This is a genomic window from Mesobacillus stamsii (genome assembly GCF_030814065.1).
In the GTDB taxonomy this organism is placed as follows: Bacteria; Bacillota; Bacilli; order Bacillales; family Cytobacillaceae; genus Mesobacillus; species Mesobacillus stamsii.
Genome location: NZ_JAUSUN010000002.1, coordinates 18,490 through 39,365, shown reverse-complemented (window position 1 = coordinate 39,365; position 20,876 = coordinate 18,490). Strand labels below are relative to the sequence as shown.

The window sequence follows — 20,876 nt, the reverse complement described above, 5'->3', positions numbered from 1 at the left end:
CAAGCCTTTTAAAATGCCGGCAATGGTTTTGTCAAATACCTACAAAAAAATCATTTTGTCGATAAAGCACGAGAGAAAGGAATTTTTGAATGAACTCGTTAACCTGGAGAAATTTTCCGTTCATTTTCATTGCACTGCCGGTTTTCGTAGTTGCTTTGTTATTCCCTGGCACGATTACTGGCCTTGGAGCAGCTGCAATTTTAGCATTATATACTTTTTTATCCCCTAAAAATGGCATCTTATTGCTGTTATTGTATTTCCCGACAAGACCATTTTTAATCGAAATAAACCCATCATTAAAAATAGCGGGGGATCTCATCATCCTTGCAGCGTTTGCCAATGTGGCATGGATAGCGATTCGCAACAAGGACTTCAAAAGCCTGTTTCAGTTCCAAATTTTTGAATGGGCCTTCTTTGGCTTCCTTGCAGTTGGAGCGATTTCCGCTTTCATTACAGGGGTAGACCTAGGATCCATCATCTTCCAGATTCGTGCATTTGTTATTACGTACTTGGTTTACTTCGTGGTAAAACGTCTGGATATCACAAAGGAAGACATCCTGAAATTCCTCTGGACGACATTTGTGATGGCAATCGTTCTCAGCCTCCATGGGCTTGTCGAAAAAATGTCGCTCCGTTCCTATCTAATGCCGGAAAAATGGGTCGGTCGTTCGCTTTCCTATAATAATCGCGTTCGCATCTATGGGCTGATCGATAATCCGAATGTACTGTCAGTGTATCTATCATTGGCTGTCATGCTTACGATCTATTTAAAGCAGCTTGTCGCTAGCAAAACAAAACTCATCCTTACTATCGGGATCATTCTGATGCTGGGCGTCATTACGCTCACATACTCAAGGGGGACATGGATCGGCTTTGTTATTGCCTTGGCCGTTTACCTGGCTGTTTCGAAAAACTGGCGGCGTGCCGGCAACATCTTTGTAGCGGCAGTGCTTTCCATCATCTTAATCAATATTCCAGTGACGCAGGCAACGAACTATTTTAAAAATGCTGGATTTGGCGAAAATATTCCCCGCAACCTTTCGCCTGATGATCCAGGAGGAAACCAGCCTTCTGATGAAGAACGACGGATGCGGGAAACCTTTGAAATGTCCACAGTGGAACTTAGTAAAACAACCGGCCGCTTGTTCATCGTAACGAAAGGGTTTGAAATTTTTAAAGATCACCCAGTAATCGGAACTGGTTTTGCTACGTTTGGTGACTCGGCGGCAAAAGGCAATGGATCGCCAATCTACGCCGATTATGGAATTGAACACAATATATACTCCGATAATCAATATATCCAAATCATTGCCCAAACTGGTACTGCTGGTGTCGTCCTGTTTGCTGTCTTCCTTCTCGGAATGCTTTTCTTCCTCTGGAAAAAACGGAAAGATACTAGCCTCGCAACGGCCGTGCTAGCTGTCCTTATCGGTGTCTATGTTGTTGGTGTACTCTATAACATTTGGGAAGACAAGACGTTTACAACGTATTTCTTTATGATGCTCGCAGCCATTACACACGGCATCCAGTATAAAAGGTGGGGAAAAAATGAAAGTCCTTCATCTCATTAGCGGCGGAGAAACAGGTGGTTCCAAAAACCACCTGCTTTCTTTATTGAAGAACCTGAAAGAAACGGAAGTCTTGCTCGGAGTTTTCCAGGAAGGAAAGCTAGCGGAGGAGGCGAGGAAAATGGGGATTCCAGTTATCGTGTATGGCCAGTCGTCCCGCTATGATTTTTCCGTTATCGGCAAAATTAAGCAAACGATCAAAGACCATCAGATTTCGATCGTCCACACCCACGGTCCCCGTGCCAATTTATTCACCTATTTTGTACGTCGAAGGACTCCTTTTAAATGGATCAGCACGATTCACAGCGACCCGTCACAGGATTTTATCAAGGGTGGCATGAAAGGGAAGGTCTTCACGGCAATCAATATGATGGTCATCAAAAAAATCGATCATTTTTTCGCTGTTTCCGAGCGGTTCAAACAAATGCTCGTCGGATTTGGGCTGTCAGCTGAAAAAATCACGACGGTTTATAATGGCATTTCCTTTGATGAGCAGTTGGAATGCAGACGTTCTCGTGAACAGTTTGCAATAAAAGAAGATGATTTTGTCATCTGCATGGTTGCGAGGCTGCACCCGATTAAAGGACACACCGTCGTGTTTGATGCTTTGAAAAAAGTTTTGGAAACAAAGCAAAACGTAAAACTGCTGCTCATCGGCGACGGTCCAGAAAGGGATAATCTAGAAAAAGAAGTCAAAGCGAAGGGATTAGCCAAAATCGTTTTCTTTTTTGGATTTCAGCAGGACGTCCATTCCTATCTGTGCATTTCAGACATAAAACTGCTCGCTTCCTATAGTGAGAGCTTTCCGCTCGTCATCCTTGAAGCTGCCCGTGCACATACTCCGGTTATTTCAACTGATGTCGGGGGAGTTAAAGATTTGATTTCTGATTCATCATTAGGCTGGGTTGTGCCAATCAAAAACGCTGAAGTACTGGCAGGAGCCATTACCGAAGCAATCAATGCAACGAATCTGGCGGAACTAGGCAATAATCTGTATGAAAAAGCATCCAGGCTTTATTCCATTGATCAACTGGCCAAAAGTACAGAGGAAACATACAAAAAAATAAAGCATACACCCTGAGATTTACACATAGTTATATCTTTGTGGGCTGAAAACATGTAAGGATCCCTGCATGTTTTTTTGTTTGGAGAAAAGTTAAGTAGAGATGAAACTTTCCTCCTGCCTATTACGTCTGATAATATTGGAAACAATTACTATGGCATCCGAGAAATAATCTTCCATGGGAATTCTTCCATATTCAGAAAAATAGTAGTATAATGTAAAAGTGTTGGGCTGGTAAATAGCGCACAAACAGGATGTGTTTGCTATTTTTCTAGCATAAAATAGTTTTATAGGTAGAAATTTGTAAAAAAAGGTTGAAATCTCAACCAAGTTTGGTACAATAATATACATGTATAGTGGAACTATTTTCTTCTGTCCGTACCTATTGATTCGAGAGATTAAGATTTTTATGTATACATATAATAGTGAATACAATCTCGCGGATGAATAAGGGACAAAGGAATAGACTATAAAACTATTACAACACGCATGAGATCCGGATCTTACCAATCCGGGGGGCACCAAGAAAAAACTTATTTACAAAACAGGGAGGAAACACAAAATGGCGTACCAACCAAAGTCTTACCGCAAGTTTGTGGCGACAGCTGCTACTGCAACTTTAGTTGCATCTGCAATCGCTCCAGCTGCAATGGCTTCATCACACTTCGAGGATGTAGCACCAAAGTACAAGGATGCAGTTGACTATCTAGTTAACAATGGCATCTCACAAGGAACTACAGAAAGTACTTTCGGAACTCACGAAAACATCAAGCGTGGCGATCTTGCTATCTGGCTTGCAAAAGCTCTTAAGCTTGACACTGCTTCTGCACCAGCTTCAGGTTTCGAAGATACAGCTGGCACTCGTTATGATGCCTATGTATCAGTTCTTAAATCTAAAGGCTATATCTCTGGTAAGTCAACAACTGAATTTGCTCCAAACGCTACAGTAACTCGTGGCGAAATGGCAATCATGCTTTCTAACGCATACGACCTAAAATCTGATGTAGCAACAAGCTTCACAGATGCTGTAGGTATCTATAAAACAGCTATCCAAGGTCTATACGCTTACGAAGTAACTTCAGGTAAAACTGAAACTACTTTCGGTACTAGCCAAAACATCACTCGCGGAGATCTTGCAATCTTCTTGAAGCGTGCTGCTGAAGTTGTGAAGACACCACAGGTTGTTAGTGTTAGTGCGGTTAATGCTAAGCAATTAATAGTTAAGTTTAATAAAGCTGTTGACAAATCTACTGTAATCACTAGTGGAAATGTTATTAATGCAAACTTTAAAGTTAATGGAGTTGCTTTAAGTGGAACAAACGCAGCTTCATTAAGCGAAGATGGAAAGACATTAACAATTACTTCTGGTGCTGGTACTTGGGAAGGAACATATATGTTCTCAACTACAGCTGACACTGTAAAAGATACTGAGGGTGCATATGTAGCAGTTTACAATCAAGTTTTAGACTACACTGATACTGTTGCTCCTACTTTACTAGGTTCTGAAACAGTTAATGCTAGCACTGTTAAGCTTATGTTCTCTGAGCCTTTAAAAACTAAAGGTACAGTTGTTGCTAAATTAGCTAACGGTACTGACATTTCTTCATTAGTTTCATCTAGCGTTGTAGGTTCTGACCTTGTATTAGATTTATCTAGTGCTAGTATTCCTGCTAACTCAACTATTAACGTAACAGTTTTAGGTGCTACTGATTTCTCAGATAACCTATTAGCTGTAAACCCAACAAGTGCTTCTGTTGTAAAAGGTGCTAAAGACGGTGTTGCACCTACAGTTGCATCAGTTACTCCTGTTAATGCAAAGAAATTTGAAATTAAATTAAGCGAGCAAGTACAAAACTTTGTAATTGGCGATGTTAAGGTTAATGGTGTTGCTTTAGTGGCTCCAGCTACTCTAACTCAAGATGCTACAGATAAAACAAAGTACACTGTTCAATTAGCTTCAGCAGTTTCTGGTTTAACAACTATTTCAGTTGACGCTTCTGCATTCGCTGACTTAAGTGGAGAAGATAATGCAGCATTCTCTCAAATCGTTAACTTTGCTGCTGATACAACAGCTCCAACATTAGCATCTGCTGATTTAGTTGCTGTATCAAACACAACTAATGAATTGCTATTGAGCTTGCTGACATCTCTAAAACAGGTCCTGTTGCACTAGTTAAAGATGCTACTTACACAGTAGACCTTGCTGCTGACCTATTTGAAGATACAGCTGGTAACAATAACGTTGTTAAAACTTCTGCATTCAGTTTTACTAGAGGTTCAGATGTTAACTCAACTAAACCTTCTCTTGACTTAACAATTGACTCTGCTGAGTCTGGAAACCTAGTTGCTGCCAACGGTATTTTAGTAGTTGACGAAAATACTATTAAAGTTAAGTTCATCGGAGACATTGATGGTGCTACTGCTACAAACATTGCTAACTATCAAGTTGCTGGTGCTACTGTTAAGTCCGCTTCACTTAATAGCTCAAACGAAGTTACTATTAAGCTTGAAGCTAACTCTAACCAATACACTGGAACTCGTACAGTTAAGGTAACTGGAGTTAAGACTAAAGCTGGTGTTGCTATGAATGACTACACTACTACTGAATATTTAGAAGAAAACGTAGTACCAGTAGTAACAAATGTTGCATTAACATCTATCACTCAAGATGATGCTGGAACTACAGGTGTAGATGAAACTGCTACTGTTATTACATTAACTGCAAGTGAAGCAGTTGCACTTGGTGGTTCTGATACTGCTGACTTCAAGTTATTCATTGACGGTGTTGAAGTTACAACTGGTATTACATCAATTGCTACAACAGTAGGTTCTTCTTCTGACAAAATTGTTGTTACAATTGCAGGAAAAGCATTATCTGCAACAGACTTCAGCAAAGGTGTTCAGTTAAGAGCTAAGACTACTTTAGATATCGCTGATTCTGTAGGTAACTTATTAAATGTTGGTACAGGACTAGACGTTAGATTATAATTCAAAGCTCATAAACCCAACTGTGATTCTCATAGTTGGGTTTTTATATCCGTCGAGGAAGGGACACAGGGACAGGTTCCTTGTCCCAATTCTAGAAAAGCTCTGTGGAGAGAAATCTCTGCGGGGCTTTTCTTTTTATAGGAACCGAATCATAAGGGCCACGAGGACAGGTGCTTCGACCCTTTTCTATCTGGTATTCTGCAGGAAGGGATACGTGAGAGGGACACGGGGACAGGTACCTTGTCCCAGAAGATTAATAAGTTAGAAATGGTTCTTCGTCATTTACAGTGATTTTATAGGGAGAAATGAATTCTCTTTTTCTCAAAATTTTAAAACCGTCACTGGACACGTGGACACGGGGACAGGTACCTTGTCCCAATTCTAGAAAGGCTTCGTGGAGAGAAATTTCTGCGGGGCTTTTCTTTTTATAGGATGTATGTCCATTTTTCGGGTAAATCTCTTTCACTCCACTCTTTAAGTAGTTCTATCGCCTTGTCCCCATCAGTATCAACTTCAACTAGTTCAGAAGCTTGTCCAAGAACAAGTCCAATGTTCATCTCTTTATAAGCCTCTAGCATTTCTCTATTTCTTTTGATGTAGGAGCTTCGTGTCTCTTTTGCCATCCTTGTAATTTAAGAATTTTTCCACTACAAGGGATGACAGGTAGTTGTAATTTTTCAACATAATAGTTGGTTTGCTTTTTGATTTGCTCTTGGTCATAAAAGGGACACAGGGACAGGTACCTCGTCCCACCATTTTTTTACAACTAGTATGATGTGGTTAGATTCGAGGGGCATGTTGTTTATAAGGGACAAAGGGACAGGTACCTTGTCCCAATTCTAGAAAGGCTTTGTGGAGAGAAATCTCTGCGGGGCTTTTCTTTTTATAGGAACCGAATCATAAGGACGACGAGGACAGGTACCTTGACCCTTCTTTATCTGGCATTCTGTGAGAGACATAGGGAAGGTTCTTGTGTTCCTTCGTAATTCGAAATAGTTTTTTGGATAAGCCTGATGGGTGGTTTTGCCTACTCATCGCGTTTTTTATTAGCTGAAATTGGGTGGATTGTCATACAAAACGAGCAGGGGATTTTTCCCCTGCTCATTCTATTAAGTCTGCAATTAGGATATACCGTTCTGGTGCATCGCCTATGAAGTCGAATGGATAGCAGGTGGTTACGGTCAGTGTGGCACGAGGTTTGGGAACGATTACTGTTCTGTCATTTGCATCAACAAAGCGGGTTTTTCTGATCTTGTACGTGAATTTTCCGGCATTTGTTGTGACAACGAGTAAATCCCCTTTGCCAACATTGCCTAGCTGGCGAAACACAGTATCACGGTGTCCGGATAGAACAGAATTGTCTTTCTCTCCTGGAAGGACGCTGCCTGCGAAGTGTCCTACTCCTTTTTCAAGCTCATCCTCATCCGTACCATGGTAAATGGGCAAATTGGCATTGAGTTTAGGAATGGTCAGGTTTCCGATCATTTCTCCTTGTTCAGGTCTCACCGAATAGAGGCTGGCTGGACGGTTAGCCGTCTGATCGGGCTTATTGGCAAAGGCAACTTCTGTTTGGGGTTCAGTAGTTTTATAAAGCCAGTACCCTTTCATGAATGTATAAGCATTGGTTCCGCTGAACCAAAAACCGAAAGCGATGATAACTACAGATAAGGAAAGAAGAACCAGTCTTCCGGTTCTTCCTTTTTTAAAAAAATTAGACACGTTTCGCTTTCCCTTTCCTGAATACAAAAATTCCTAAAAGGATCATTGCAAATCCAGCCATTGTATTTTGCAGATAATCGGAAGCGGTGTTTGGTAGCTTTCCGCCCTTGACTGTTTTAGCAGGGGATTTCACGTCAGCTTTTTTCAGTTCATCAGCAGCATTTTTCACTTCTGCAGCTGCTTGAGTTGTATCTTCCAGATTTTCTCCGGTTACTTGCATGAATTCAGAGTCGAACATTTCCTTTGTGATGACCATGTCAGCTAAAAGTTCACCATTGGAGGAAAGGATTTTTGTTAGTAAATTTGCGTCATTGGTAGAGTTCATTTGCATAAGGGAAGCAAATGAAACAGGGGACTCTACTCCATCCTTAACCAAGTAGTACTCTACTTTTAAATCTAACGAAGCAAGCATACCATCCCAAATATCAATGAATTCAGCAATGTCTTCCGCTGAAAGATCAGATGCACTGTTAAACTCTGGGAATTTCATTAATCTTACCCCATATCCTTCCAACGCCGTAAAAAGTTGTTCTGGATCGACGTCAGGATTTTCCATAATTACAATCATATGATTGGCAAGGTTATTGGCTTCAGCAAGGGAGAGACCAAAAGAATCCAATGTGTTGATCAAGTCATCCTTAGATTCCATGAAGTAGTGTTGAGCGACTGCAAAATCTAGGTCTTCCATATATTCATAGTTTTCGATTGAATCATCATAGGAATTCAGGAAAGCTTCCAATTCTTCCACCGATGCAAATTGATAATCTTCAAGAAGGGTTTGCATCTTTTCATCTGTGATTGGAGTCAATTCTTCGGTGTAAAGCCAATCTGATACACTGAAATATAAATCATCATAAAAAACGAATTCATCCAATGTTGCTCCATTTTTATCAAGCAACTGGTTGAATTCTTCCTCTGTGATGTCATAATCCACAAGCAGTTCCTGAAGATTTTCCTCACTTACAACTGCTCCCAGATAGTCTTTTAATTCTTCCAAAGTTTCAGGGAGGGACAAGGGGACAGGTTCCTTGTCCCAATTCTAGAAAGGCTCTGTGGAGAGAAATCTCTGCGGGGCTTTTCTTTTTATAGTATGATGTCCATTTTTCGGGTAAATCTCCTTCACTCCACTCTTTAAGTAGTTCTATCGCCTTGTCCCCATCAGCATCAACTCCAACTAGTTCAGAAGCTTGTCCAAGAACAAATTCAATGTTCATCTCTTTATAAGCCTCTAGCCATTTCTCTATTTCTTTTGATGTAGGAGCTTCGTGTCTCTATTGCTATCCTTGTAATTTAAGAATTTTTCCACTACAAGGGATGACAGGTAGTTGTAATTTTTCAACATAATAGTTGATATGCTTTTTGATTTGCTCTTGGTCATACATCGTGCTTTGCCTCCGTTCTTTTATGTTTATCTAACTTGCACAAGATGAATTAGTGGATATTTTAAAGGGACACGGGGACAGGTTCCTTGTTCCAGAAGATTAATAACTTAAGTTTCGCACCCCCAAAATAACAGGGTTTAAAGCTGCATTTTCCGCTGAACTTGCCTGCAAATTGGGGGTTTTCTCTTATTCCATTTTGGTCAATTAGGCAGCATTATCCCCTTTAAATAGCTGATTCCCCAAAAAGGAGTCTTCAAATAGCTCTTTGATGTATTGGTACTTCGGAGATTGTTTAAAGGGTTGGACATCAACAGTTCCAGATTCGCTATTTGAGTGTAGAGAACAGTATCATAAGTAAATGAGGTTTTTTCAACGAGTGGGTTTTCATGTCCATTCTTTAGTTCGATTTTATCATGGACCAATACTGATTTGTATATTACTCGAATTTCGCACCTTGTTAATTCAATAAAAAAAATCTAACAAATGGCGCGGATTAACTAAACCTTAATTTTCACCGTCTTCATACTATTTGTAGTTGTTAAAAAATTGGCAGCGGTAATTGCAAACATCTCATCAAAAAATTTTCATATGGAGAAAGGAACCTAAAAGAAAAAAGGGCACGATGCGCAATTCCCATTGCTCATCGTGCCTTTTTCGTACAAAAATTTCAATTGTGTCAGCGATAAGAATCGCCCCAAAGCGTGCAAATCACAACGCGGATTTTGCTTTTTCGAGCAGGGCGGATTGGCGTGATTCTTTGGCGTTTTCATATTGTGTTTTGAAATCTGTTGCTTCGGAAGCATTGATACCATGCTTTTGGAGATCCTTCTCCAAAGCGTTATAAACGTACTGGAAAGTTTCGTCGGTCTTGCTTTCAAGTTCTTTTCCAGCAGCTGAGTATTTTCTATAGAAATAGGTAATCGATACGGATTCGCCGCTTTCTTTCTTTGTTTTATATTCATCATATGCTGCGGCTACTAAACCATCAATCTTCCCGTTAGCCTGAGCTTCAAGTGATTCAAACACAGGACGATACGCTGCCTTGATGGATTCGGCAGTAACTTCTTTGCTATCCGTTTTCTGGTCAGAACCCGATTGGCCTGCATTTTCTGTACCATTCGCCGCTTTTTTGCCATCGTCGGCTTTCTTTCCATCAGCTGTCTTTTGGGAAGTCACATTGTTTGAAGAACCATTTCCGTCTCCAGAAGCAGATTCAGTAGAACCACCATTTCCGCTATTGCCTTCTTTTTCACTTGCTCCTCCAGCATCATTTTCTCCAGAAGAATTTGAGCCAATGGTTGCAGAGGCCGTGTCTGTATTGCCCACTCCATTTATTCCAGGAAGTTCGATCTGATAGTCGGATTCGGTGATCTTTTCAACCTTGGTATCCGCAATATCGTACTGCTTAACCTTCAAAAAATAGTAGGCAGTTCCGCCTAAAGCTAGTAATAAAACGACAAAAATTGCAAGAAAAATCTTGAGTCCTTTTTTCATCTATTGATGAAACCCCCTTACTAATGGTAAAAGCACTTAAATATTATCATACTTCTTCCGATAAAAGGATAGATAGTTGAAAAATCAATCCATAAATCGACAATAAAAAAATATTTTGTTGAATCTGGTAAAATAATGAAGTATTATAGACTTATCTACATAGTAACTAGTCTGATAGAGTCTATGATCAAAAAAAAATTAGAGGTGATGTAAGAATGAAGAAATATCCATTTAGCAATAAAGCAGTGAAGGCGATGCTGGCAGCAACGATAGCACTTTCTCCAGTTGCGGCAACTGCTCCACTTTGGCATAGTACATCAGTACATGCAGAAGCTATTGATTCTACAAGTACAGCAATTGATAGAATCAAATTGATTTACAGTCATTTAAATTATGAGGCCGGTTCCGATAATTACGTTATCTTCAATAAGGCAGCGGAAGGTCTGAAGGGATTCACGAAACAAGACTGGAATGATGTTTTATCAGCGGGGGTGGCAGCTCATATTAATGGGCGTTTGCCTATCAATGTGGAAGCAAATGGTGTACTCAGGGAGACCGTTACTGCAGAAGATATTGCAGCAAAGCTTGCTGCATTTGTTTATACATCAACTGGTGACACGATTGCCGAAAACTATCATTTATTCCAAACATCTCACGAGGGTATTGCCTTTAAAGCTGTTATGGGTTCTGAAAGCCTGGACACAATTCTAGAATTCTTGGTTGAATCCGAGAAAGCCCTATGGGATTTGCCAGCTGACACAATTGGCAGGGCATTACTAACAAACAGTATTGATTCAGTTACTAGGCAAGTTAGGGACAACGTAGTAAACTCAAATGATAAATTTAAACAGCTCAACCAGGACTTCCGCACCAATCTAGGAACAGATCTTGAAGGACTTTTCGAAATCCAAGAAAGAATAAATGGAAAACTTAAAAGCAAATCAATCTTAAATGACACTGAATTAAAGTCACTTCGAGATGCTTTCATTTTGGCTTCATTAGCTGCCGGTGATCCGGATCCTGAAGATCAAACTAACCCAGGTGGCGGAGGCTCAACACCACCACTGAACCCACCAGCACCAGGTGAGTCGAATAACATCATGCTTCCTGAGCAGGCGGCTGAAGTGGTTAAGGAGAAAAATCCATCTGGAAGAGTAGAAGTCATCACGAAGATCTTCGCTGAAAAGGTGGACGAAATCGTTGGTTTGATTACGCAAGAAAAGGACACGGTCCAAGTGAAGCTTGAGAAGCCAGCAGCTGGTGAAGCAGCGAAGGCTCAGATTCCGGCAGGTTTATTCACAAAAGCAGCTTTAAAGAATGGGAAAGCGGTAGTAGAAGTGTCGACGGATGAAGCGTCTTATAAGCTTCCAGCTGCTCAAATCAAAATTGCCGACCTTGCATCCAAACTTGGAGCAAATGAGCAAGACGTTCAGATTGTTATCGCGGTAAATGTAGTCAACGAGGCGGATGTCAAGGATTCAGTCGCTAAAAATAAGCTGAAGCTTGCTTCCAAAGTTATCGAGTTCACCGTTACTGCTGAAGCTGGAACTAAAACGGAGCCTGTCTCGAAGTTCTCTGCCTATGTAGAGCGGGATATTACAGGCGAATATGACTTCGATAAAGAAAATTCGGCAGCTGTTAGATTGAATCCGGATGGAACGATCTCTGCAATCCCGACTCTATTCAATGGAAAAACGGCAACTGTAAAGTCACTGACGAATTCAAAATACACCATCGTTGAAAATGACAAGACGTTCACCGACGTAAAATCCGGCTGGGCACAAGAGTATATCGAAACGCTCGGCGCGAAGTACATCATCCAAGGAAAGGCAACTGGTGAATTTGAACCAGGCAAGCACATGACTCGTGCTGAGTTCGCTGTCCTGCTTGTTCGCGCACTGGGCCTTCCTACAGAGCAGTATGACAAAAGCTTCAAAGATGTTTTAGGCATCGAATGGTTCGCAAAAAAAGGCGAATTGACGGCTGCGGTGAAATACGGAGTAGTACAAGGAAAGCTGGATGGCACGTTCGCACCGAACGAAAAAATCACTCGTGCTCAGGCAGCAGCAATGGTCGAGCGGGCGATGAAGGTTTCCTTCGTTGAGTATGATTTCAGCCAGTTGGATAAAACAAAAACACTAAATGATTTCAAGGATGCCAAGCAAGTTGGTTCATGGGCGAAGTCAGGTGTTGAGGCTGTTTACCAGGCGGGAATCGTCAAAGGAAAAGGGGACGGCACATTCAATCCGAATGGTTACACGCAGCGGAATGAAATGGCGGCAATCCTGGCAAACTTCCTTGTCTCAGCACAATTGCTTGACGATACATTCAGCAAGTAATAAATGTAAAAAAATCCCGTAACAGATTCATTCTGTTGCGGGATTTTTTTACTGTTTACAACACAGGATAATTGTTAATTTTTTATTTCAAATCTATTAATAAATGTAAAAAATTAGAATTATCCGTCATCTGTTCCCGCTTTTTTGTTACAATGATTTCGGACATCTGTGAGTCTAGTATCATCTGAATTTTGATCGGCATGAGTCCAATTAGGCAAAGAAAAGAGGAGAATGAATGGATATGGTATCTAAGTCTTCCCGTAAGTTCATTGCGACTGCTGCGACTGCTGCTTTGGTTGCGTCAGCGGTTGCACCAGCGGTATCTGCTGCAGAGGCTGCAAGCTTCAAAGATGTATCTGGCCGTTATGTTGATGCGGTTGATTTTGTTGTAGCGGCGGGTGCTAACGGCAAATCATCTACAAATTTTGGTTTAAATGAGTCGATCAAGCGTGTGGACGCTGCGGTTCTTTTGGCTAATGTTCTTGGTCTAGAAGTGGCAAGAGCCCCAGAAGCTGGATTCAAAGATGTACCGGATCGTGCGAAAGATGCTGTAAATGCATTGAAATTCTATGGCATTGCCTCCGGAAAGAACGCTACTAATTTTGGTTCCAATAGCTTTATCACTCGTGGCGAATTGGCAGTTTGGATCGAAAGAGGATTCGAATTGTTAGGTCAATCCGATTTTAACTTTAAGGACGTAAGCTCCAATTATGAAGCCTCTGTTCATGCTTTGGTTGCGAACCAAGTAGCCAAAGGCTTCTCCAACACGAACTTTGGTGTTAATCAAATCGCGAAACGTGGCGACTATGCAATCTTTTTATTTAAAGCTGCTCAAGCAATTGAAAATGGAGATTTGGCTTTAACTATTATGCACACAAATGATACCCACAGCTATGTGGATAAAGCTCCTAAACTAGCAAGTGCAGTAAAGGAAGTCCGTGCTGAAAACCCTGATGCTCTATTGTTAAGTGCAGGGGATGTTTTTTCTGGAACTCTCTACTTTAATGAGTTTGAAGGACAAGCCGATTTAGCATTAATGAACTATCTTGGCTATGATGCCATGACTTTCGGAAATCATGAATTCGATCTTGGATCAAGTACAGAAGGACATAAATCTCTTTCTGAATTTATAAAAGGAGCGGACTTCCCATTTGTTAGCTCTAACGTTGACTTTTCAAAAGATGCTCTATTCAATGGAATTCAATCGAAAGGTACTATTGGCGAGAAAATGGAAGATGGAAAGATCTTCGATGGGATCGTAAAAGTAGTCGATGGGCAGAAAGTCGGTATCTTTGGATTATCAACAGAAGAAACAAAGGATATTTCAAGCCCTGGCAAAATCACTTTCAGCAATTATGTGGAAGAAGCAAAAAGAATGGTTGCAGCATTTGAAACTCAAGGGATTCATAAAATCATCGCCCTTTCTCACTTAGGCTATGACGACAACGTTGCATATGATAATGATCTGAAGCTAGCTGAAGCGGTAGATGGAATTGATATCATTGTTGGCGGACATACACATACAAAGCTTACAGAGCCAAAGTTAATTGATAAAGAAGAGCCGACACTTATTGTCCAAGCTGGACAATATAGCGACCTGCTTGGTACTTTAGACGTTGAGTTTGACTATTGGGGAACAATCACTGGCTATGCTGGTGAACTAGTGGATCTTAAAGACAAAGCGGAAGATGCTAATGCCGTAGAGCTAGTTAAGCCATTTAAGGACAAGGTAATGGAGCTTCAAAACAAGTCCATCGGAAAATCTGCTGCAGTCAAACTTGAGGGAGAACGTGCAGTAGTTCGTACACAGGAATCCAATCTTGGTAATCTGATTACGGACGGTATGCTTGCAAAAGCCAAATCAATCAATCCTAACACTGTAATAGCTGTAACAAATGGAGGCGGCATTCGTGCTTCTATTGATGAGGGCGATATTACACTTGGTGAAGTTTTAACAACGATGCCATTTGGCAATACACTGGGCATTATGAACCTGAAAGGCTCTGAAATCAAAGCTGCCCTTGAGCATAGCGTAAGCCAGGCTCCAAATGAAAGCGGAGCATTCCTGCACGTTTCAGGAATGAAATTCTCTTATGACAGCAGCAAGCCAACTGGAGAAAGAGTTGTTAAGATCGAAGTAAAAGGTACGGACGGAACCTATACAGAACTAGATCTTACTAAAAACTACCTAGTCGCTACGAACACATTCACTGCTAAAGGCGGAGACGGATACGAAATGTTTGCTAACGCATACACAGAAGGCCGCATAAGCGAACCAGGATTTGTAGACTACGAAATGTTCGTTGACTACCTGACTCAATCTGAAACAATTGAACCAAAAGTAGAAGGTAGAATAGTAGATACACAGAAATAATTACAACTAATGGGCACCCTCGAAAACCTTTTGAGGGTGCCTATTCAGCAATAGGAGGAGGCTTGTAGTTTGAAGAAGTTGTATAAGACTTTTATAGCAGCAACTGGAATAACTTTAATGGTTGCCTCGACTGGTTTCACGGCAGCAGCAGCTGGTTTTTCTGATGTTATTCCAAGATACGCTGACTCTATTGATTTTCTTGTATCAAAAGGCGCAAAGGGAATGGGGGACTCATCATTTGGAATAAGGGAGGAAATCAAGCGAATTGATGCCGCTATCTTAACAGCTAAGGTGCTACGACTGCATACAGAAACAGCCCCAGCTTCTGGGTTTAAGGATGTACCAAAACGCGGTCAATCAGCAGTTAATGCCCTTAAAGCAGCAGGGATCACTTCCGGTAAAACTAAAACGCTTTTTGATTCTAACAGCCCGATTACTCGTGGCGAAATAGCCGTTTGGATCCAAAAAGGATTTGATTTACGTGGGGAAACAGCTACGATATTCAAGGATGTTCCAAAGAATTATCTATCTGCGGTACAAGCTCTGGTTGCTAATGGGGTTGCCAAAGGGATGTCTGCAGAAAATTTTGGAATCAATGCAAATATAACACGAGGAGATTTTGCAATATTTTTGCATAAATCTGCAAATGATGGGGTAGTGACTGCAAACATCTTAAGTATTCAGTCTGTAAACAGCACAACGCTTAAAATGAAAATCAAAGGTAGTGTAACGGATCTTAATGCGACGGATTTTCTTTTTGATAATGGGTTAGAAGTAAAAGAAGCTAAAGTCACAGATTCAACTTTAACTGAACTGACAGTGGAGCTAAAAACATCCATTCAACAAGAAGGCACAAAGTACACACTTAAAACCTTCAAGGGGCTCGATGTGACTGGCGTGGTTTCTTTTACCATTCCAGCTGGGAATGGAAATGGAAGCGCAACAGGTCCAGCGGTTATTCGTTCAGTTAATTTCAGTGGCACAACTGAAAATCCTAAAGTGTTTTACGGAGATGTTAGAGTCGATGTCACAGGTGTGAACAACTTAGAAAATGCTGAAGTGAAGGGGGACCTCTACTTAAAAGGGAATACAGAGGTAACCTTGAGCCATGTCACCGTCGAAGGGGATACAATCCTCGAAGAGTAAACAGGAGCAGAGATATATAAAATTTTTCTGAAGCCGGACTTTAGACCTATCATGGAATAAGGCGCCACTAAAACTAAAACATTTTCAAAAGGAGACAAATTAATGATTAACCGATTGCAAAGGAAGTCATTAAGCATCTTATTAATACTGGCCATGGTCGTTAATCTCTTCTTGCCATTCGTATCACAGCAGGTGAAAGCCGCCACAGTTGCCTCGGATTTGTTCATTTCTGAGTATATTGAGGGTAGTAGTTACAATAAAGCGCTTGAAATTTATAATGGTACCGGACAAAGTGTTAACCTGAAAGACTATACTGTAGAACTTTATTCAAATGGTTCCTCTGCACCAACGAATACAACCAGCCTATCTGATACAGACCTTATGCTTGAGAGTGGACAAACGTTTATCATTGTGCACTCTAGCGCTGCTGCGGACCTTAAGAGTAAAGGCAACCTGATTAGCAGCGCAGTTATGAATTATAACGGTGACGATGCGCTGGTATTAAGGCGCAACAGCACAGCAATTGACTCAATTGGTCAAGTAGGTGCAGATCCAGGTTCGGAGTGGGGTACAACTGTATCAACGCTTAACCAAACTCTTGTGCGAAAAAGCAACGTCACTTCTGGTGATACAAACACTAGTGATGCCTTCGATCCAGCAGAAGAGTGGGATAGCTATGCGGCAGATACTTTTGAATACTTAGGCTCCCACACAATGGAGGGTGCACCATCGGATGGCTTTGTCAAAGTTGCTCCTGTGGCTACTTCTGTATCAGCTACTTCGGTTAAAGCAGGAACTGAGATTACATTAACAACTACGACAGAAGGAGCAACCATCTACTATACGGTAGACGGTACGGAGCCAACAGCAGAATCAACTGTATACTCGACGCCAATTGCAATCAATGCTGATACAATGATCAAGGCATTTGCTGTGGCACCAGACCTTGAAAACAGTGATGTTGCAACATTCCCTTACTCTGTTTTACAGCAAAAGACAATTGCCGAAGTAAGAGGAATGAACACTGATGAGCATGCTCTTACCACTGGTATTGTTACAACGGTACAAGGAAAAAATATTTTCATCCAAGACGAGACTGCTGGGATTGTATTATATGGATCTCTTAATGTCCAGCCTGGTGATGAAGTAGAAGCTTCAGGGCAGTTATCAGAATATAACAGTCTTTTAGAGCTGAAAGTAACTGCTGAGGATGTTAAAGTTCTGGGCCAAAAAGAAATTCCAGCTGCGAAAGAAGTAACTGTAGCAGAATTGTCCGAGCAATATGAAGGCATGCTTGTAAAAGTAGGCAAATCAGTAGCCAAGAGCTACTCTGGCGGTAATTATACACTTGAAGACGCAAACGGAGACTCTTATCAGGTCCGGCCGGAAGTACAAGAGTGGATAGAACTTGAAACATCCTATGATTCCATTACAGGGGTTCTTGGTTCTTATCAAGATGTGTACCAGCTTATGCCTCGTTCACAGTCCGATATCTTCCTTGATCCAAGCTTTGTCCGTCCAGTAGTTGCTGCGCCGGGTGCAGGCTTTGTCAACGCAGGGGATGAAGTAACGCTAACTTCTGAAACGCAAGGCGCAACCGTTTACTATACAACCGATGGCAGTGAACCAACAACAGGCAGTATGGTGTACAGTGAGCCAATCGTAATTAATGGCGATACTACGATCAAAGCGTTTGCTGTAAAAGATGGACTAACAAGCAGCAACGTGTACACATACGATTACCTCATTCAAAAAGAAGTGGTCCGTATCCACGATATCCAAGGTGCAGGCCATTACTCGAAATATGAAGGTTTCAATGTAAATGATGTAGAAGGGGTTGTAACCCACGTTGTCGACAGCAGGAACTTCTATTTGCAAGACTTACAAGGTGACGGAGACGACAAAACAGCTGAAGGGATCCTTGTATATAAATACAATCATGGATTAGCTCCTGGTGATGTCGTAAAGGTGTCCGGTGAGGTAAAAGAGTATCATGTAGAAGGCTATTCTGATAAGGCGGAAGTTGATCTCCCGTCAACTGAAATAAGTGCTTCAGCGATTACAAAAGTAAGAAGTGGTGAATCCCTGCCTGATCCCGTGGTAATTGGGGTGGACCGTACAGCTTCAACGGAAGTCATTGACAATGATGGTTTGGATACATTCGACCCTGAAGAAGATGCGATTGATTTCTATGAAAGTTTAGAAGGCATGCTTGTACAGGTTGATGATGCAAAAGTCGTTTCACCACAAAAGTACGGCGAAGTTGTCGTAATACCTGGAACAATGGAAGCAAACACTCCAGCAGGTGGAATGCGTATATCTGAAGGAGACTTCAACCCTGAACGAATTACAGTCGATATGAACGATGAAAGCTTCATTGCAAAAATGGGCGATCAGTTCAATGGTTCCATTACAGGCGTCATGGGCTATGGCTATAGCAACTATAAAGTTTTAACGAAAAACCTTCCTCCTTTAGTAGAAGGTTCGAACGAACGAGAAACCACCTCAATTATGCCGACAGCAGACAAATTGACGGTCGCTTCTTACAATGTTGAAAATTTCTCGCCAAAGGTGGACGCCGCAAAAATTGCAACGCTTGCTGAAGCAATCGTAACAAATTTGAAACAGCCAGATATCGTTGGTCTGACCGAGGTACAGGACAATGATGGACCAACAGACAGCGGAACAACAAACGCAGATGAAAGTGCAAAAGCATTGATTGACAAAATCAAGGAACTTGGCGGACCAACTTATACGTATACTGATATCGCGCCAGTAGATAAGACTGACGGCGGCCAGCCAGGAGGGAATATCCGTGTAGGATTCCTTTACAATGAAGCACGCGTTCAATTAATGGAAGCGCCAAAAGGAACTGCCACTCAGGCAGTCAAATTTGAGAATGGAAACCTGACATTGAATCCAGGACGAATTGATCCAACAAACCCTGCATTCGAAGACAGCCGCAAATCTCTTGCAGCTCAATTCAATTTCCAGGGTGAGAGCGTGATTGTTGTAGCGAACCACTTCAACTCTAAAGGTGGAGACCAACCATTATTCGGCAAGAACCAGCCGCCAGTTTTAAAGAGTGAAGTACAGCGCATGGAAATTGCAAAAATCGTTAATGGTTTTGTGAAGGATGTAAAAGCCGAGGATCCAAATGCGAATGTCATCCTATTAGGGGATTTCAATGATTTTGAATTCTCCAATCCTTTGGAAACTCTAAAAGGCAATGATCTGGTGAATATGGTGGAAAAAGTGCCTTCTGATCAAAGGTATTCATACTCATACCAAGGGAATGCACAAGTACTTGACCATATTCTTGTAACAAAGAATTTGGAAGCTTCAACAACAGTTAATATAGTTCATATCAACTCTGGATTCATGGAAGAACATGGACGCGGTAGTGACCATGATCCGCTTCTGATCCAAACCGCTTTAAAGTCACCAGAAGTTTATAACAAAGTCTATAATCTGACTGATTATAAAACAAAGAAATTAGTAGTAGGTAGAATAAACAGTCTTATCAATGTTGACAGCTCATCCGTAATCAGTGAAGGTATCTGGCTGAAAAAAACAGCAACAGTTACAGGGGAGGGACTTGAAAACACGAAAGTGGTAATCAGCCCTGCCCAACAAGATACAGTAATTGATCTAAGTGGTGCAGCGATCAAAGAAGTAGTAATTGACAATGCCAAGGTAAAAGAAATCAAAGGTGCAGAAAATGTAGTGAAGTGGACTGTTGCTGAAGGTGTCGACACGTCTGCTATCAAATTCATGGATACAACGGGGAATGAAATTCCTTTCCCGCTGCTCCTTGAAGAAGACCAGACTCCTGAAACAAACAGTTACTACGAAGCGGCATATGGAAAAACGGGAGCAGACTTAAAGTCTGCTCTTAATAACATCATCAAGGTTCAAGAAAAGCTGACCTATGACCAAGTATGGGAAGCGTTGAAGGAAACGGATGAAGATCTAAATAATAAAGACAATGTCATCCTGCTATACACTGGACGCTCTCAGGAAAAGTCTACCAATGGCGGCAATGCGGATGACTGGAACCGGGAACACGTCTGGGCTAAATCACATGGGGACTTCGGAACATCCATTGGTCCTGGAACAGATATTCATCATCTAAGACCGACGGATGCTTCCGTAAACAGCAGCCGCGGCAATATAGACTTCGACAATGGCGGCTCACTCCATAATGAATGTACCGAATGCCGCTATGACGGAGATTCATGGGAACCGCCTAGCCGGGTGAAAGGTGATATTGCCCGCATGCTGTTTTATATGGCCGTACGGTACGAAGGCAACGGCGAACTGGACCTGGAACTTTCCGACACAGTCAATACCTCTCCAGCACCACTACACGGCAAACTCACAACCTTGTTGGAGTGGCACAAACAAGACCCAGTAGATGAATTCGAAAAACGCCGCAACGAAACCATTTACCAAAACTGGCAAAAAAACCGCAACCCATTCATCGACCATCCAGAATGGGCAGAACTTATTTGGAAAACAGCGAACTAAAGAGAGCACCTCCCCCATAAAGGGGAGGTGCTTTTAGTCTACAAAAAGCTCTTCCTGAAAAAAAGTTCAGCAAAAAAATCTAATGAAATGCTAATTTCTAGTTTGTTTACAATGAGGGGAACTGTTCACTCATCTGCCTATTGGCTGCTATAACGTTTTGCATATTCGTCATCCTCTTGCTTCATAAGGTTTTGGAGGGAAAGGCTTTTCACCCCTTCCACTCCCCTTCCAATTTTAGTAGAATGATAGATGAATTAAGTTACATATATAGAA

13 protein-coding genes are annotated in these 20,876 nt (G+C 41.5%); 8 read left to right on the top strand and 5 right to left on the bottom strand.

Going from position 1 to position 20,876, the window contains the following annotated elements; all coding sequences use genetic code 11:
* Positions 1-89 precede the first annotated feature (89 nt).
* From J2S25_RS01765 to J2S25_RS01750, 4 genes are all read left to right on the top strand, one after another.
* Positions 90-1,571 carry an O-antigen ligase family protein gene (locus J2S25_RS01765; protein WP_307191057.1) on the top strand — a complete coding sequence of 494 codons (1,482 nt, stop codon included), beginning with the start codon at positions 90-92 and terminating at the stop codon, positions 1,569-1,571.
* Positions 1,549-2,649: a glycosyltransferase family 4 protein gene (locus J2S25_RS01760; RefSeq protein WP_307191056.1), complete on the top strand. Its 1,101-nt coding sequence runs from the start codon at positions 1,549-1,551 to the stop codon at positions 2,647-2,649. Before J2S25_RS01765 ends, J2S25_RS01760 begins: the two co-directional genes overlap by 23 nt.
* A gap of 544 nt (positions 2,650-3,193) precedes the next feature.
* Positions 3,194-4,804, top strand: a complete 1,611-nt coding sequence (locus tag J2S25_RS01755; RefSeq protein WP_307191055.1) for an S-layer homology domain-containing protein — start codon at positions 3,194-3,196, stop codon at positions 4,802-4,804.
* Between the two features lie 410 nt (positions 4,805-5,214).
* A complete protein-coding gene (locus J2S25_RS01750; protein WP_307191054.1) occupies positions 5,215-5,619 on the top strand; it encodes a hypothetical protein in 405 nt (134 codons plus the stop codon).
* Positions 5,620-6,044: 425 nt separating this feature from the next.
* Here J2S25_RS01750 and J2S25_RS01745 read toward each other — a convergent pair whose 3' ends face one another.
* The 5 genes from J2S25_RS01745 to J2S25_RS01725 all read right to left on the bottom strand — a co-directional run bounded on the left by J2S25_RS01745 (position 6,045) and on the right by J2S25_RS01725 (position 10,214).
* Positions 6,045-6,197 (bottom strand): hypothetical protein, encoded by a 153-nt coding sequence (locus J2S25_RS01745; protein WP_198528136.1) that lies wholly within the window; start codon positions 6,195-6,197, stop codon positions 6,045-6,047.
* 523 nt (positions 6,198-6,720) lie between these two features.
* Positions 6,721-7,338 carry a class D sortase, LPxTATN-specific gene (srtD, locus tag J2S25_RS01740; protein ID WP_431305952.1) on the bottom strand — a complete coding sequence of 206 codons (618 nt, stop codon included), beginning with the start codon at positions 7,336-7,338 and terminating at the stop codon, positions 6,721-6,723.
* Positions 7,331-8,353 (bottom strand): processed acidic surface protein, encoded by a 1,023-nt coding sequence (locus J2S25_RS01735; RefSeq protein ID WP_307191053.1) that lies wholly within the window; start codon positions 8,351-8,353, stop codon positions 7,331-7,333. Before J2S25_RS01735 ends, srtD begins: the two co-directional genes overlap by 8 nt.
* A complete protein-coding gene (locus J2S25_RS01730) occupies positions 8,340-8,552 on the bottom strand; it encodes a hypothetical protein (RefSeq protein WP_307191052.1) in 213 nt (70 codons plus the stop codon). Before J2S25_RS01730 ends, J2S25_RS01735 begins: the two co-directional genes overlap by 14 nt.
* An 876-nt stretch (positions 8,553-9,428) precedes the next feature.
* Entirely contained in the window at positions 9,429-10,214 is a 786-nt protein-coding gene (locus J2S25_RS01725) for a hypothetical protein (protein ID WP_307191051.1), read from the bottom strand.
* 215 nt (positions 10,215-10,429) lie between these two features.
* On the opposite strand from J2S25_RS01725, the gene J2S25_RS01720 reads away from it, so the two are divergent.
* The 4 genes from J2S25_RS01720 to J2S25_RS01705 all read left to right on the top strand — a co-directional run bounded on the left by J2S25_RS01720 (position 10,430) and on the right by J2S25_RS01705 (position 20,603).
* The gene (locus J2S25_RS01720) at positions 10,430-12,553 is read left to right on the top strand and encodes an S-layer homology domain-containing protein (protein ID WP_307191050.1); all 2,124 of its coding nucleotides are present in this window, start codon (positions 10,430-10,432) and stop codon (positions 12,551-12,553) included.
* Positions 12,554-12,788: 235 nt separating this feature from the next.
* Positions 12,789-14,927: a 5'-nucleotidase C-terminal domain-containing protein gene (locus tag J2S25_RS01715; protein WP_307191049.1), complete on the top strand. Its 2,139-nt coding sequence runs from the start codon at positions 12,789-12,791 to the stop codon at positions 14,925-14,927.
* 69 nt (positions 14,928-14,996) lie between these two features.
* Positions 14,997-16,073 carry an S-layer homology domain-containing protein gene (locus tag J2S25_RS01710; RefSeq protein WP_044390276.1) on the top strand — a complete coding sequence of 359 codons (1,077 nt, stop codon included), beginning with the start codon at positions 14,997-14,999 and terminating at the stop codon, positions 16,071-16,073.
* 102 nt (positions 16,074-16,175) lie between these two features.
* Positions 16,176-20,603, top strand: coding sequence for an endonuclease (locus J2S25_RS01705; protein ID WP_044390277.1), 4,428 nt, complete (start codon positions 16,176-16,178; stop codon positions 20,601-20,603).
* Positions 20,604-20,876: the final 273 nt, after the last annotated feature.

Excerpts from the sequence above, each read along its gene's own strand:
- J2S25_RS01750 (WP_307191054.1), top strand. The coding sequence starts at position 5,215 with ATGAATGACTACACTACTACTGAATATTTAGAAGAAAACGTAGTACCA.
- J2S25_RS01745 (WP_198528136.1), bottom strand. The coding sequence starts at position 6,197 with ATGCTAGAGGCTTATAAAGAGATGAACATTGGACTTGTTCTTGGACAA.
- J2S25_RS01755 (WP_307191055.1), top strand. The coding sequence starts at position 3,194 with ATGGCGTACCAACCAAAGTCTTACCGCAAGTTTGTGGCGACAGCTGCT.
- J2S25_RS01760 (WP_307191056.1), top strand. The coding sequence starts at position 1,549 with ATGAAAGTCCTTCATCTCATTAGCGGCGGAGAAACAGGTGGTTCCAAA.
- J2S25_RS01765 (WP_307191057.1), top strand. The coding sequence starts at position 90 with ATGAACTCGTTAACCTGGAGAAATTTTCCGTTCATTTTCATTGCACTG.
- J2S25_RS01730 (WP_307191052.1), bottom strand. The coding sequence starts at position 8,552 with ATGAACATTGAATTTGTTCTTGGACAAGCTTCTGAACTAGTTGGAGTT.
- J2S25_RS01715 (WP_307191049.1), top strand. The coding sequence starts at position 12,789 with ATGGATATGGTATCTAAGTCTTCCCGTAAGTTCATTGCGACTGCTGCG.
- J2S25_RS01705 (WP_044390277.1), top strand. The coding sequence starts at position 16,176 with ATGATTAACCGATTGCAAAGGAAGTCATTAAGCATCTTATTAATACTG.
- J2S25_RS01725 (WP_307191051.1), bottom strand. The coding sequence starts at position 10,214 with ATGAAAAAAGGACTCAAGATTTTTCTTGCAATTTTTGTCGTTTTATTA.
- J2S25_RS01720 (WP_307191050.1), top strand. The coding sequence starts at position 10,430 with ATGAAGAAATATCCATTTAGCAATAAAGCAGTGAAGGCGATGCTGGCA.